The organism is Actinoplanes sichuanensis (genome assembly GCF_033097365.1).
In the GTDB taxonomy this organism is placed as follows: domain Bacteria; phylum Actinomycetota; class Actinomycetes; order Mycobacteriales; family Micromonosporaceae; genus Actinoplanes; species Actinoplanes sichuanensis.
In genome coordinates, this window is record NZ_AP028461.1 from 8,113,060 (window position 1) to 8,126,847 (window position 13,788).

At 67.7% G+C, this 13,788-nt stretch carries 18 protein-coding genes and 1 tRNA gene; 3 read left to right on the forward strand and 16 right to left on the reverse strand.

Translation table 11 applies throughout. The features are described from left to right. Nucleotides 1–46 precede the first annotated feature (46 nt). Nucleotides 47–1,222, forward strand: coding sequence for a cytochrome P450 (locus Q0Z83_RS37120; protein WP_317787968.1), 1,176 nt, complete (start codon nucleotides 47–49; stop codon nucleotides 1,220–1,222). A 278-nt stretch (nucleotides 1,223–1,500) separates the two neighbouring features. Here Q0Z83_RS37120 and Q0Z83_RS37125 read toward each other — a convergent pair whose 3' ends face one another. From Q0Z83_RS37125 to Q0Z83_RS37145, 5 genes are all read right to left on the reverse strand, one after another. Next, nucleotides 1,501–2,247: a glycosyltransferase family 2 protein gene (locus Q0Z83_RS37125; protein ID WP_317787969.1), complete on the reverse strand. Its 747-nt coding sequence runs from the start codon at nucleotides 2,245–2,247 to the stop codon at nucleotides 1,501–1,503. Between the two features lie 75 nt (nucleotides 2,248–2,322). Next, nucleotides 2,323–3,237 carry an oxygenase MpaB family protein gene (locus Q0Z83_RS37130; protein ID WP_317787970.1) on the reverse strand — a complete coding sequence of 305 codons (915 nt, stop codon included), beginning with the start codon at nucleotides 3,235–3,237 and terminating at the stop codon, nucleotides 2,323–2,325. A 19-nt stretch (nucleotides 3,238–3,256) separates the two neighbouring features. Next, nucleotides 3,257–4,450, reverse strand: a complete 1,194-nt coding sequence (locus Q0Z83_RS37135) for an MAB_1171c family putative transporter (protein WP_317787971.1) — start codon at nucleotides 4,448–4,450, stop codon at nucleotides 3,257–3,259. 9 nt (nucleotides 4,451–4,459) lie between these two features. Further along, nucleotides 4,460–5,029, reverse strand: a complete 570-nt coding sequence (locus tag Q0Z83_RS37140; RefSeq protein ID WP_317787973.1) for an ImmA/IrrE family metallo-endopeptidase — start codon at nucleotides 5,027–5,029, stop codon at nucleotides 4,460–4,462. A 2-nt stretch (nucleotides 5,030–5,031) separates the two neighbouring features. Next, on the reverse strand, nucleotides 5,032–5,553 hold the full coding sequence (locus Q0Z83_RS37145; protein ID WP_317797223.1) for a hypothetical protein: 522 nt from the start codon (nucleotides 5,551–5,553) through the stop codon (nucleotides 5,032–5,034). Nucleotides 5,554–5,898: 345 nt separating this feature from the next. On the opposite strand from Q0Z83_RS37145, the gene Q0Z83_RS37150 reads away from it, so the two are divergent. Next, nucleotides 5,899–6,156, forward strand: coding sequence for a type II toxin-antitoxin system Phd/YefM family antitoxin (locus tag Q0Z83_RS37150; RefSeq protein WP_285556111.1), 258 nt, complete (start codon nucleotides 5,899–5,901; stop codon nucleotides 6,154–6,156). Further along, a complete protein-coding gene (locus Q0Z83_RS37155; RefSeq protein ID WP_317787975.1) occupies nucleotides 6,153–6,413 on the forward strand; it encodes a Txe/YoeB family addiction module toxin in 261 nt (86 codons plus the stop codon). Before Q0Z83_RS37150 ends, Q0Z83_RS37155 begins: the two co-directional genes overlap by 4 nt. Before the next feature lie 22 nt (nucleotides 6,414–6,435). On the opposite strand, the gene Q0Z83_RS37160 is transcribed toward Q0Z83_RS37155, so the two are convergent. From Q0Z83_RS37160 to Q0Z83_RS37210, 11 genes are all read right to left on the reverse strand, one after another. Then, the gene (locus tag Q0Z83_RS37160) at nucleotides 6,436–7,023 is read right to left on the reverse strand and encodes a hypothetical protein (RefSeq protein ID WP_317787976.1); all 588 of its coding nucleotides are present in this window, start codon (nucleotides 7,021–7,023) and stop codon (nucleotides 6,436–6,438) included. Continuing rightward, nucleotides 6,971–7,420: a hypothetical protein gene (locus tag Q0Z83_RS37165; protein WP_317787978.1), complete on the reverse strand. Its 450-nt coding sequence runs from the start codon at nucleotides 7,418–7,420 to the stop codon at nucleotides 6,971–6,973. The genes Q0Z83_RS37160 and Q0Z83_RS37165 overlap by 53 nt, the downstream gene beginning before the upstream one ends. Before the next feature lie 217 nt (nucleotides 7,421–7,637). Beyond that, nucleotides 7,638–7,904, reverse strand: coding sequence for a hypothetical protein (locus Q0Z83_RS37170; protein ID WP_317787980.1), 267 nt, complete (start codon nucleotides 7,902–7,904; stop codon nucleotides 7,638–7,640). Between the two features lie 62 nt (nucleotides 7,905–7,966). Further along, nucleotides 7,967–9,106, reverse strand: coding sequence for a hypothetical protein (locus Q0Z83_RS37175; protein ID WP_317787982.1), 1,140 nt, complete (start codon nucleotides 9,104–9,106; stop codon nucleotides 7,967–7,969). Beyond that, a complete protein-coding gene (locus Q0Z83_RS37180) occupies nucleotides 9,103–9,417 on the reverse strand; it encodes a calcium-binding protein (protein ID WP_317787983.1) in 315 nt (104 codons plus the stop codon). The genes Q0Z83_RS37175 and Q0Z83_RS37180 overlap by 4 nt, the downstream gene beginning before the upstream one ends. Nucleotides 9,418–9,653: 236 nt before the next feature. Beyond that, complete coding sequence (locus Q0Z83_RS37185; RefSeq protein ID WP_317787984.1) at nucleotides 9,654–9,968, reverse strand: transcriptional regulator; 315 nt, start codon at nucleotides 9,966–9,968, stop codon at nucleotides 9,654–9,656. Further along, entirely contained in the window at nucleotides 9,965–10,312 is a 348-nt protein-coding gene (locus tag Q0Z83_RS37190) for a type II toxin-antitoxin system RelE/ParE family toxin (protein ID WP_317787986.1), read from the reverse strand. Before Q0Z83_RS37190 ends, Q0Z83_RS37185 begins: the two co-directional genes overlap by 4 nt. Nucleotides 10,313–10,447: 135 nt before the next feature. Continuing rightward, nucleotides 10,448–10,521, reverse strand: a tRNA-Ile gene (locus Q0Z83_RS37195). A 50-nt stretch (nucleotides 10,522–10,571) separates the two neighbouring features. Continuing rightward, nucleotides 10,572–10,742: a hypothetical protein gene (locus Q0Z83_RS37200; RefSeq protein WP_317787987.1), complete on the reverse strand. Its 171-nt coding sequence runs from the start codon at nucleotides 10,740–10,742 to the stop codon at nucleotides 10,572–10,574. A 22-nt stretch (nucleotides 10,743–10,764) separates the two neighbouring features. Next, nucleotides 10,765–12,030, reverse strand: coding sequence for an NAD(P)/FAD-dependent oxidoreductase (locus Q0Z83_RS37205; RefSeq protein ID WP_317787988.1), 1,266 nt, complete (start codon nucleotides 12,028–12,030; stop codon nucleotides 10,765–10,767). A 201-nt stretch (nucleotides 12,031–12,231) separates the two neighbouring features. Then, nucleotides 12,232–13,716, reverse strand: coding sequence for an FG-GAP repeat domain-containing protein (locus Q0Z83_RS37210; protein WP_317787989.1), 1,485 nt, complete (start codon nucleotides 13,714–13,716; stop codon nucleotides 12,232–12,234). Nucleotides 13,717–13,788: the final 72 nt, after the last annotated feature.

Here is a 13,788-nt window from a genome sequence, read left to right on the forward strand (position 1 = left end):
CCGTCGGGCATTCCGCTCTTGGTGACCGGCACGGCACACTCAGTGAATGCCGTACCTCGATGTCATCGACGGGGCTTTCTCCTTCACCGCGCCGGAAGTGTTCGCGGCCCAGGACGCCGGATGGTTCGCCGACAGTCCACTCGGGCCACTCGTGCTGCGCCACGCGGAGGCGCAGGAACTTCTCCGCGACCGCCGGTTGGACCACGGCGGCGACGACTATCTGCGACGCAGCGGAGTCACCTCCGGTCCGATCCACGACTGGTGGGTGCCGATGATCGTCAACCAGGACGGCGCCGACCACCGGCGGCTCCGTGGCCTGGTCGGGCGTTCCTTCACCCCGCGGACCGTCGACCTGCTGCGGCCGTTCATCCGGTCGACCACCGAGAAGCTGGCGGACCGGATCACCGACGAGACGGAGTTCGTCGAGGCCTTCGCCAACCGGCTGCCGCTCGCCGTGATGAGCGAACTGCTCGGGGTGCCGGCCGCCGACCACGACGTCTTCAGCGTCTGGTCCAGTGACATCGGTCTGGTCTTCGCCCTGGCCGCGGACACCTCCACCGCGCAACGGGTGGAACGGGCGGTCGCCGGCCTGGACGGCTACATCGACACACTGATCGACGCCAAGGCCGCGCATCCGGCCGACGACCTGATCTCGCGGATGGTCGCCGCGTGGCGTGACGACGCCACGGTCAGCCGCGCCGAACTGCGCAATCTGCTGGTCACGCTCGTCTTCGGCGCACACGACAACACCAGGCATCAGATCTCGAACGCGCTCGTCTCGTTCGCCGAACATCCCGACCAGTGGACGCTGCTCCGGGACCGGCCGGAACTGGCCGCCCGCGCGGTCACCGAGACGATGCGCTGGCGGCCGTCGGCGGCCAGCGTCTTCCGGCGGGCCATCGCGGATTTCGACTACCGGGATCTGCCGATCACCGCGGGCACCTTCGTCACGGTGGCGGTGCAGACGGCACAGCGCGACCCGCGGGCCTATCCGGGTGGGCGGTCGTTCGACATCACGGCGGTACGGGAGGCGCCGCTGCTCCAGTTCGGCGCGGGACCGCACTATTGCCTGGGTGCGGCGCTGGCCCACGCCCAGTTGGAGGAGGCCCTCCCGATCCTGACCCGCCGCTTCGGCCCGCCGACGATCACCGGCGAGGTGACCTGGCGCCCGGCGATCGGCACCCACGGCCCAGACGCCCTACCCCTGACCTTCCACCCCTGACCACACCGGACCGACTCGGGGGTTCGAGCTTCCGGCCGTTGTGGACGATGCCGTCGCCCTCGCGGAGCAGGCCGCGTTCCACACCGACCGTGTTCGCGTGCTGCCGTACCGCCTCGGGTGGGAATCAGAGGTTCATCGTGCGTCCGGCGCCGGAAACCTGGTCTCGAACGAATCGGTGACGGCTGGCAGGACCTTCGACGTGGTGCCCTCGACCGGGTGCCGGCATCGGTCTCCGGCCACCCCGCGGCGACCGACGGCCGATCGTCGGACGATCGACGTCAGGCCGCGCCGACGCGGACCCCGAGCCCGCGCAACGCCGCGATGCGCTGCCGGATCAGCGCCATCGACTCGGCCTGCAGCCGGGTCCAGCCGGCCTGCCCGGTGATCTGACCGGGATGCCGCCGGTAGAGCCAGGTGACCTCGGGCGGCAGGAACCCGGGCGTGGTCTCGGCCAACGCCACCACCAGCGCCAGATCACCACCGCGAGGCGTGGCCACCCACCCACCGAACGCACGGACGGTCTCGGTCCGGGCGGTGAGCCCGGCGCACGGCACGGCGGGCCGGCCGCTGTCCAGGATCAGCTGGGTCAGCACCCCCGGCTCGATCAGCCCGGGTTCGAGAGGCGCGGCGAACGACAGACGAGTCGAGTCCGGCAGCAGATCGTGCGCCTGCCCGGTGACCCAGTGAATCCGCGGATGGGCGTCGAACGCCTCGACCGCGGTCCGCAACGCGTCGGGCAGCAGCAGATCATCGGAGTCGAGCACGTGCACCAGCGAGCCACCGGCCCGGCAGAGCGCGACGTTACGGGCGATGTTGACCCCGAGCGTCTCCCCGTTGTCCTGGTATCGGGCGAACGGGAACCGCCCCGCGATCTCAGCGACGGCCGAGTCGGGTCCGTCTTCCTGGACGAGCCATTCCAGATCCCACCCCTCAGGCAGCTTCTGCCCGGCGAGACTCTCCCCCGCCGCGGCGAGAAACTCCGCCCGCTCCGCATGGACAGGCGTGAGAACAGAGATCAACGGCATGAGACACCTTTCGTACGGCGAACTCGGTGGTCCCGGTGTCCGCTGTCGTGGCGAGTCGTCGCGCTGCCGGCGTACTCAGCGGCCGCCGCTCGCACCATGCGAATCGGGTGACACGGTGTCCGGGTCCGGGTGACCGGGCACGTCGCCCGGCTCGGGGCCGAGCTTGCCGATCTCGTAGCCGTCGGGGTAGGTCTTGGCCTTGAGCCCGTCGCTGAACATCGCGGTGGCCCTGGGCTTGCCGAACCAGCGCAGGAGGTGGGCTCTCGTCCGGAGCCCGGCGTGCAGTCCGGCGCGCACCGGCCACGCTGCCGGAGTCGCCCGGGTCGCGGCCCTGAGCGTGTCGTCGTACATGGCGCTGACGAGCGTGTTCCCCAGCGGGGCGAGCACGGGCGGGATGCGGTTGAGCATCAGCTGGCGGGTGGCGCGTTCGATGGCCGCGGCGTCGTCGTTGGGCTGCAGGTGGGCGGCGTCGTAGGCGTCGAACCACTCCTCCAGCTCATCGTACGAGTCGGGGATGTCGGTGATGGCCATGCGCCGGCCCAGCTCCCGGTAGAACAGGTAGGTGGCGCGGCGCTCATGGCAGCAGATCCGCCGCCAGGCGTAGCGGTCCAGCCATCGGGTCGGAATGATCACGAGGCAGGCCAGGACGTACAGGTAGTGGTCGTTGGAGATGCCGTAGGGCCGGTGGATCTGGTTGATCCGCCGCAGCGCCTCACGGCCGCGGAACTGGTCGAAGCCGTTGAGCACCATCTCGTACATCAGCAGGCCGGTGTCGTCGATTCGCTTCTGGGTGCGCTCGGTCAGCTCGCCGGTCGCGGTGTGCACGGCGGCGATCTCCGGCAGCGAGAAGGACCGGTTGAACGCCAGGTTCAGCCCGAGCTTCATGTCCCACGGGAACTCGTAGCGCAACATCGTCTGGTAGATGGACAGATAGTCGCGCTCCGGGTCCAGCGAACGAGTCCGGGTGAGGTTGTCGTATCGGGCGGTCATTGACGGTTTTCTCCCGGGGTCAGGGATGGGTGGGCACCATGACGGAGGCGAGAGTGCGGACCACCACCTCCGACCTGGCGTAGGCGTCGGCGACCTCCACCAGCCAGGCGACTTCGCCGCCGTAGCCGTCGCCGGGCAGGTGCAGAGTGTCGGCCGGCTGCGGGTCGTCGGCGACGTTACCGGCGCGGTGCATCCGGATGGCATATGCCAACTGGGCCGCTTCGACGGTGGCCTGGCGGGCCTCGCCGGTCAGCCCGGCGAGGTCGGCGTGATGCTCGGCGACGGCGGTCACCCGGGCATCCATGAAAGGTCGCAAGGTGAGGCGGGCGTCCCGGATCTCGGCTAGCCGCCGGATCAGGGCGTAGTCGATGTCGCGGATCGCCGTACGGGCGCGTCGCAGTGTCGGGTCCAGCTCGACGTAGGGCAGCTCGGTGACGAGATCGTGCCACAGTGGCGTGAGACGCCGGTAGGAGCGCAGGTCACCCCAGCGCGGCAGCCGAGGGCCCCACGCCGGCATGGTCAGGCCGATCGACATGAGCAACGCGCTGAGGGTCACCAGGACCGCGGCGATCTGACGCTCACCCTCGGGCTGCGATCCGGACCAGTACGCCAGCAGGTAGATGATCTTGTTGAGGGCGTAGAGCAGAGCGAAGGTCGCACCGACGGCAGTGGTGCGGAGCCCGCGCCGTAGCCAGGTGCGACCGCACGCCCTGGCGTACTGCCAGCAGAGGCGGGCGATGTCGATGAAGGACGCGAAGAAGCCGACCCCGAGGAAGAGCAGCAGGTAGGCGGTCACGATCGGGTCCCGGGCATACTCCACCGTCAGCCGCACCGGTGAGTCGCCGACCAGGGTGTAGCCGAACAATCCCAACATCGCCAGGTATGCCCCGGTAGTGACCAGGATCCATCGAAGGGTCCGCCGGGCCGCCTGTTCCGGCGGTAGCGCGAGATACAGCAGCCAGCTCTCCGAGCCGACGACGATGGCCATCACGCAGCCGTGGGAGAAGACTTTCGCCAGATTGGGCATGCCGGTCAGGTCGTCGACGGCGACCGCCAGCGGCGGGATGGCGAGCGTGATGCCGGCGGCGAACGCCCCGAAGGTCACCGTGACCGCGCGACGGGCCGGGCTGGGACGACGACGCTGAAGGCGAAGAATGTATCCGAAGGTCAGCCACCCGGTGGCCGCGCACGCTGCATAAAGGACGGTATCCACCAAGAGCCCTCAACCGGTGGGATCTTCGAGTGCCAGCCGCAGCCGCTGATGCAGCTCCGCCTGGCGGTCATCGAACGGCACGGTCGGTTCCTCACCCCCACGACGCGCGCGGCGCAGCAGCAACGAGCCGATCATCTCCGCCTCACGCTCCTCGGCCGCGTCATAGTTGCTGCGGCCGAGGAAGCGCTGCACGAGTCGAGGGTCCAGGTCGGGCAGCAACAGTCGGAACGTGTCCGGGTCGAGCGACGCGGAGGCTCGGTGGCCGGCCAGCAGATGACCGATCTCGTGCCCGATGATCAGCATCTGATGCAGCGGTGACGTGTCCTGCTCGTAGAAGATCGCGTCGAATTTCCCGGTCGGCACATACATCCCACACACCGTGTGGGCCGGCAGGGCGATCGGAATCAGCACGATGGGACGGCCCTGACGCTCGTCACCGAGGATTCGGCACAGCTCATGGATGTCGAACGGCTCAGGGACATCGATCTCGGCAACGAGCTGTTCGCACCGTCGCCGCAACTGATCATCATTCACGCCATCGCCCCCCTGTCCTGCATGCTGCCGGCGCAGAGCCGGCATCTCTAAATGGGACCGTGCGGTGGGGTTTCCGCTTCCTCGCGGGCCCTCGACTCGCTCACCTCGCGTAGCCGGAGAACCATCTGCTCCACAAGCAGGGTGTCGGTGGCGGACAAGCCGGTGTCGGCGAGCACCTGGCGCAACGCGACCTGTTTGACATCGATGCGACGAAGCTCACTCAGGATGGCGATCTGCTCCATCACCCGGCTCGCGGCGTCGTCCTCCACGAAGTATCCGGTGTTGACGTCGAAGGCCCGCGCGAGAGCGCGCACATGGGAGGTACGGGGATCGCCGGCCACACCGCGGCGCAGCTCGCCGATGTAGGCGGCGCTGATCGAGACGCCGGTCTGTGCCGACAATGCGTTGATCTTGTCGGCGATCTCCTTGTTGGTGTACCTACGGCCCGGCTCGTCGCCGTCGCCGAGCTCGTCCGGCGTCGGCCGGATATGGTCGAACAGGTATTCCAGCCTGGCCGCGAGCGTGCCGAGCGGCGGTAGATCGTGCTCACTCGGCCCATCCGAGACCATTGCCTGCCCCTTCCCCTGCCCGCGGTACGGCACCATCGCCGCCGCAACACATTCACGAGCATAGTTGACATGATTACTCAGAGCAGGGGTATGCTCGCTCCCGCCAAGAAACGCCCGTTAAGAGCAAGCACCTCTCGCTAAACAGGCGTTTGGAAGGTTAGGTGCAAATCCGCCGGTGCGGGCCGGTTCACGGGGGCCGGCCCGCACCACGTGGCGCACGAGCCCCGTACCTGTCGACGAACACATTCGCGCAGCCCGGCACCATCGCGTCACCGAGCACCGAGCGTGACGAGGGATCTCCACGGCGACAGTGGTACCGTATCCAGTACCACTTCGGGAGGCATCATGACGTCCGCGATCAGTGCCAGCGAGGCGCGCAAGTCCCTCTTTCCGCTCATCGAGCGCGTCAACGAGGACCACACCCCGATCGAGATCGTCTCCAAGCGGGGTAACGCCGTCCTGGTGAGCAAGGAGGACTGGGACTCGATCATGGAGACCAACTACCTGCTCCGATCTCCTGCCAACGCCAAACGCCTCGTCGAGAGCGTCGAGCAGTGGCGAGCCGGCCGAGCCACCGAGCGCGATTTCGGGCCCGAGGAGTGAAACTCAGCTGGACCGACCACGCCTGGGACGACTACCTGTACTGGCAGACCCAGGACCGTAAAACCCTCAAACGCATCAACGCACTGATCGCCGACATCAAGCGCGACTCGGACGGCCAGGGCATCGGCAAACCGGAGATCCTCCGAAACAACCTCGCAGGACTCCGGTCCCGGCGCATCGACGACGAACACCGCATGGTGTACGCCGTCGAACCCAGCGAGATCACGATCCTGTCCTGCCGGTACCACTACGAGTAACGCCAGCCCCTGTCGTTGCTGATCAGCGGCGTCTGGCGAACTGTGCCAAGCGCTCGTTGAGCGGGCTCACCCGCGGGCGCGGCGACCGATCGAAATATTCCGGCTTGACCTCGCGCAGCAGCGCCTCACCGTCCCGGCTCCAGTCGAACCGTGGCCGTTTCAGCAGCCGCCGGAACACGACACTCGCCTTCTCCAGATCTCGAGCGGCCAGCCGGCGCAGGACCATCGGCTCCACGCTGTCGTCCTCGAGATAGGACAGCGTCTGCTCGCGCCACCGGCGGCGCCGCAGCAGGTCGGGGTTCGCAAACGCCTCCTCCACGAGGCCGAACTCCGGGTAGAAGCCGAGCCCGTCCCTCTCGTCGTAGATCAGCGCCACCGTCTCCGCGTCGGTCAGGTCCGGCGGCAACGACATCGACACCACAGGAGGAACGTCCTTCGGATCCGGCCCGAGAACCGCGTCACGGCAGTACGTGTAGTAGCCGTCGAGCCGATCCTGCGTCTGTTCCCCCGAAACCACCAGCAGATCGGTGTCGAAGAACTCGACGAACCGTGCCCGGTCAGAACGCTGGTGTTCCCATGCCAGTGCCGTCTTGTCCGGATTCCGGAACACCGCTTCCGGCGTACGCAGAGACATGTCCAGCGCGAGCCGATAGGCGATGTCCCGCTCGCTCCCGCGCAGGATCTGTACCGGCCCCGCTCAGCATCCATTCGTCACCGACGGCGACCAGCCGGGCGATGATGAACGAGTGGCGGGGCATCTGCTTGAACACGGCCGGGCCCATGTTCGATCGGACCCGATAGGTCAAGTCGTCGACCAGGCTCTCCACCAGGAGCGCGGGCCCCTCCTTGCGCTGCACATCGAACGGGCCCTGCACCACATCACGCCAGCCGAGCACCATCTCGCGCTCGACCTCCGGCAGGTCCGGCCGGGCCTCCACGAACTGCTCCAGCACCGTCCGGCCGTTCGCCAGCCGGTGCTCCAGCACGAAACAGTCCCAGAGCAGCATCCACCGCTGCTCATCGGCGTCTTCCAGGCCATTGTCGTACTCGGCCAGAAAATCCGACGCAGCCCGGTCGTAGCGGACTGTTGGGAAAACGCCACCAGCTCGCCTTTGAGGTCACCAGCCCGGCGTAGCAGCGCGGCATCAGACATCGACAGGGCCACCAACCTATGAGCTGCCAGAGTCAGACCGGCACGGGGTGCCCGTTCGGGTGATCAGTCGGTCAGATGGCGAGCGAGGCGTTCGGCGTTGAGTCCCCGCATCGCGTCCTCGACGGCTTCCGAGTCAGCAGATCGACACCACGGGCCGTCAGCTTCTCCGGCACCGGCGACGCCATCGTGACCGGTCCCGGCGTGGCCATCGCGGCGAGCTGCTCCGGAGCCGGAGTGGTGTCCTGGCCCCGGAGCTCCAGCAGACGCGACAGCCGATGGTTCTCTGTCCGTAACCGCTCCAGCTCACGACGCAGCCGAGCAACCTCGTCGTCAGTCACCGCGTCAACGGACACCACCGGCCAGTCTTCACACGCGGGCAGCCGCAAGCCCGACAGCCGACTCAGTCAAGCCGAGCCCGGTCGAAACGGTCGATCAGGCTCGGCTTACGGGCATGACGCTCCCGCAGCCGCGTCATCTGCTCAGTGAACTCGAAGATCTCGCCCTCCCGTACCGCCAGCGCCTGAAGATCCAAAAGCAGAGTCACCGCCGCGTCATAGTCCTTCGGACGCTTCGTCGCGATCAACTCGTCCACCTGGTTCCAAGCTCGGACCGGGTTTCGTGCCAGCTTGTCCAAGCGCTGCTCGCGAGCCGCGGCAGCCGCTTCCTCACGACGCTGACGCTCGGCCGCCTCTCGCTCCCGCTTCTGCTGCTGCCGTGCAGCCCAGCGTTTCTCAGCGGCAACGAGCAGGTCCCCGGCGGTCCGCCCCTCGCCGGCAGGCGGCTCCTCCGTCACACCGTGAAACTGCCGCAGCAACTCCGACCGCAGCGACCCGGCGTCGCCACGCAGCACCCGCACCAGCATCTCGTCCTTGTCCGGCACCGGCAGACCCGCCACCCAGCGGCGCAGCTCGGCGGCGGAGGGCTTCTTCTCGGCCAGCGGCCGGCTCACCGCCGCCGCCGCATCCAGCAGATCGGGATCCAGGCGAAGGAAATCGGCCAGGGCCTGCAACGGCCCACTCAGTTTCGCCAGCCCGGCCGGGACCGGCGGCTCCGGCACGTCATCGTCCAGTTCCCGGTTCTGCACACACAGCAGCCAGGCCAGATACAGCAGCCGCCGATCGCCGCCGGCCAACTCCGCCCGGACCGGAACGATCGCCGCGAGCCGCCCCTCCTCGTCCCACCACTCCTCGTCACCGTCCTCATCCTCACTACGAAGATCGAGGATCACCTGGGTACGAGTCGCCCACGAGCCGGCCGACTCACCGACACAGAAACGCTGCACCGTCTCCGGCGGCAGCGCCGCCTTCGGCAACCGCAGCATGATCCGCCGGGTGCCCCAGTTCGCCAGATACAGGTGCGCGTCGAAGTACCGCTCCATCCACTTGGCCGGATCGGCCTTCAGATCGCCCCACTGATAGTCGTTGACGAAACCCGACGACGTGATCCGGCCCCGCGACGACACCGCCCGCAACTCGCCCTGCTGCTTCGCCGTCAACGCCTGATCAAGCGCCATGAACTCGTAATACTGGTACTCGCTCACTGCGCCCTCGCCCACCACCGGTAGGCCTCGATCCACTGCGCACCATCAGGCACGGGATCCGGCAACGGCAGATCCAAAATCCCGATCGCCTGCCGCAGCCGTCCACGGTGACAGATCGCCACGATCCCCGACGAACGCAGATCCACCTTCCGAACGACCACCGGCACACCAAGCACCTCGGTCTCGAACGGCACCGTCAGATCGCTCTCGATCATGGCAAAGAAGCCACTGAGCTGCTCATGTTCGTCGTAACAGTCCACGACCGCTTCGGCGACCAAGGCATCGAGCTCGGCATTACTGAGCGAAGACACCCGCGCAGAATAGAGAACTCGCTGGGAGCCGACGACAGCGAACCACCGGGCAGTGGTTCGCATGCAAGATAAACGTGGGGCGGACGTTGCACCATGCGAACCACGCCACCACCATCCCCGGCAACCCACTACCGGGACGTTTGACCAGCTCACGCGGCCGTCAAAGTCCAGCATGAGCACCGACGACGGCCAACTAGCCGCCGATCGAGCGCTCGAAACCCGAGTCTGCCGGAGCCTCAGGCGATCTGCCGAAGGTCGCTGCCGTAGTCGAAGATGATCCGCATGCGGGCACCCAGCGCCCGTGCGTACCGGCTCAGGGTCGCCACCTCGTTGACGTCCAGATCGCCGTTCTCGATCTGGCTCACGCGTCCCGGCGAGACACCCATGAGCTCCGCCACCTGCTTTTGCGTCAACCCCAGGCGCTTGCGCTCCTCGGCCAGATGAAACGCGCCGACCCAGGCCTCGGTCCGAGCCCGCTCCCGCTCGATGGCTTCGTCGTCCCCGTCGTGCAACTCCGCACGGAGGTCCTCCCAGTCGTGGAACTCGCTCATGAGTTCTCCCTCCGCTTTCTCTCCGCAGCGAGCCAACCGTCGTTCGCGGTCTCGGCGATCGGAATCGCCGTCCGATACCACCGAGTCCAATCGCCAGCCTTGTTCCCGGCCACCAGCAGCACCGCCTGCGACCAGGGATCGAACACGAACAACACCCGGATCGCGACGTCCCGGCCGGACCTTGGACGAAGTTCCTTGAGGTTGGCGATACTCGATCCCTGCAACGTGTCGACCAGCGGCCGACCGAGGCCGGGACCTATCTCGGCGAGCATGTCGATAGCGACGTTCACCGAACGGTAGACGTCCGGGTCGGACTGCCGTAGTGCTCGCAGCCAGTCCCGCACGTCACCGGTGGTCTTGATCGACCATCGACGTGGTGAACCTTCAGGCAGGACCTGACTATAGCTCGAACTAAACACCGGCACGCAATTTGCGCAATGCACCAGTTGGCCTACACGGAGTTGCAGGTCAACGAGTTGTGGGGCGGACGGGACTCGAACCCGTGACCGATCGATTATGAGTCGACTGCTCTAACCCACTGAGCTACCGCCCCGTACCGGCGGCGATCCTATCCCGTGCCCTGCCCCCGAGCCTAGCGATCTATCACCGCACCAGGGATTTCGGCAGAAGAACGATCTGTCGCCGAGGATCTTCGACCATGTCCGGTGGCTGGAGATCCACCACCCGGGGCGTCTCCTCGTCACAGCAACTGGGACATTCAGGACCGTCCTGGGTGGTGAACTCAGCGTAGTTCTCCGGGTTGATGTCGCTCATTGAAACTCCCTGAAAACGGGCATTAAACCCCGACCCGGGCGCCGAGTGACGCCAGGACTGCTCCTGCGGTGCGCCAGCCGCCGGCCATCGCACCCTGAATCGACGGGCTGTCCCGGTGGTCGCCGGCGACGAAGAGGCCGTCGCCCAGGTGGACCGGTTTGCGGAGGCGGGTCTGTGGGGGACGTGCCGCGGGAAGTGCCTGCGGCACGGACACGACGCTGAGCAGTTCCCAGTCGTCGGCCGGCACCCCGTACATCCTCGACAATTCGACCCGGATCACCGTCTCGGAGGCGCCGGAGGGCGCCGAGATGCCGACGACGGTGGCCGCGATGAGGCTCTTGCCGCCGGGGGCGTATTCGGGTGCGGCGTTACTCATCACCACGGTGTTCGCGATGATCTCCCGCCGGTCGCCGTCGAGAAGCAGGATCGGCTCGTCGACGGGGGCGTGGTCGGCGCCGAAGTAGAACGTGGTGAGGCTCTGCACATCGGGCCGGGGCAGCCGGTCGGGCAGCAGGGCGGCCGCGCCGATCGGGTCGGTGGCGACGATCACGGCCCGGCAGCGGATCTCGCCGCCCTCGGTGACGACCATGCCGGGCCCGATGGCGAGAGCCCGGGCACCGATCAGGAGCTGCGGGAACGGCAGCGGACCGGCGATCGCGGCGGGCAGCGCGGCCATGCCGGCGGCGGGCACCCCGATCCGGCCACGGGTGAACGACCGCAGCACCATCGCGGCGACGTGGCTCGACGTGTCGAGGGTGCGTTCGGCGAAGACACCGGAGAAGAACGGCCGTAGCGCCTCCTCGATGATCCGGTGCGACAGCCCGGCGGCACGCAGCATCTCCTGCGTGGTGGTCTCCGGCGTATCGAAGATGCGACCGACCGGCATGGTCGCGCAGCGGGTGGCGAGCGCGGCGAACTTGAGCCGGTCGGTGAGGGTGCCGATGCCGGAGATCAGGGTCTGCGGGGTCATCAGCGGCTCACGCAGCGGATTCTCCAGGCGGTGCAGCTCACCGCCGCGACGCACGAGCACCCCCGACGTGAAATACCGCATGTCGAGGGCATCGACGTCGACGAGCGCCGGGAGCCGCGGATAGGCGGTGTTGAGCGTCTGGAATCCGCGGTCCATCCGCCAGCCGTCGATCACATCGGTGGCGACCCGCCCGCCGAGCCGGTCAGACCCCTCCACCAGCAGCCATTCGACGCCGGCGCGATCCAGCCGGCGGGCAGCGGACAGCCCGGCGAGCCCGCCGCCGATGATGACGACGTCCACCTCTACCGGCTGCGACATGTCCACCTCACTGGCTGCAATCAACGCGATACTCAGCGTACCCGGGCAACTGTCGCGGAGAAGGCAAAAGCGACAGGCGATCAAACCCCATCGGCGGTACGCCCACCCGAACCCGATCCAGAAGGATCACCGTTGCGCGCTCGGCGACCCTCATGCCGAAGCCCCCACCGGCCGCAGCCGATGGGGGCACCCGGTACGGGATCAGGCCAGGTAGAGCCGCCCGAGCCCGTTCGTCACGTTCAGTCCGTGGTAGCGACCCCAGCCGGTGGTCACGACCCGCCCGCCGTCGAAGCCGCCACCGCGGGTGTTGAGCCGCACCGACACGTCGCTGCCCTGGTGCACGATCATGTCGTCGAAACCGTCTCCGTCGTAGTCGGCGAAGTACAGTCGCCCGAGCCCGTCGGTCACGTTCATCCCGTGGAACCGCCCCCAGCCGGTCGTCACCACGCGGCCGCCGTCGAACCCGCTGCCGGTGTTGAGCCGTACCGACACCTCCGTGCCGGAGTGCACGATCATGTCGTCGAAACCGTCACCGTCGTAGTCGGCGAAGTAGAGTCGGCCCATCCCGTCGGTCACGTTCATCCCGTGGAACCGCCCCCAGCCGCTGGTCACGACCCGGCCACCGTCGAACCCGCCGTTACGGGTGTTCAGCCGAACCGAGATCTCGGTGCCGGAGTGCACGATCATGTCGGTGAACCCGTCGCCGTTGTAGTCGGCGAAGTAGAGCCGGCCCATCCCGTCGGTCACGTCCATGCCGTGGAACCGGCCCCACCCGGAGCTGACCACGGTGCCACTGCCGAACGAGTTGTTCCTACTGTTCAACCGCACCGACACCTCGGTACCGGAGTGCACGATCATGTCGGTGTAGTGGTCACCGTTGAAGTCGCCGTAGTACAGCCGGCCCATCCCGTCGGTCACCTGCATGCCGTGGAACCGGCCCCAGCCCGAGGTCACCACACCCAGATCCGAGAAACCGGAACCGGTGCCCTTACGGACGCCGACATCGGTGCCGGTGTGCACCACCATGTCGGTCTTGGCGTCACCGGTGAAGCTGTCGAACGGCCGGTCGACGGCGTGGTCCCAGACGGCGTCCACGATCCGGGCGGCGTCGGCGGCCTCGACGGCGTAGCGGTCCGGGTAGGCGGACACCTGGACCTTCTGGGCGACCTCACCGATCGGCGCGGTCTGCCACCCGTCGTTCGGATACTCCTTGACCATCTTGTTCAGGAAGGCGTTGGTCGCCCATGCCGGGTCGAGCCGGTTGGCGACGCTGCCCCAGGAGGCACGCTGCTGGAAGAGCCCGAGGCTGTCGTGGTCGACCTCGACGTCGTGGTTCTGCAGTCCCGTCTCGACGATCGACGTGTCGACCGCGATGACGGCCGCCCGGCGAGCCAGGCCCCGTTCCCGAACCGCCTCGACGATCTCCCGTGCACAGGACACTCGGTAACCGGTCATGTAGCCGTCGAGCTTGTCGGTGAGCACGCCGTTCAGGGCATCGGCCAGGCCGGCGTCGGTGCCGGTCGCGCCGTCGGCGTCGCAGGGGGCGTTCGAGATGGCCAGGGTTCCGTAGTCGGCGGCCTGGGCCGGTTCCTCGGCGGCATGCGCCGACGTGGACATCCCGGTGACCAGGAGTCCGCCGGCCAGGGCCGCGGTGATGCCGCGCTTGATCGAGGTGCCGAAGGTCATGACGTCTCCAAGGGGGGGTGCCGGGTCTGCTGGGCGAGGGGGTCGGCCCAGCAGACCCGGACGACTGCGGTC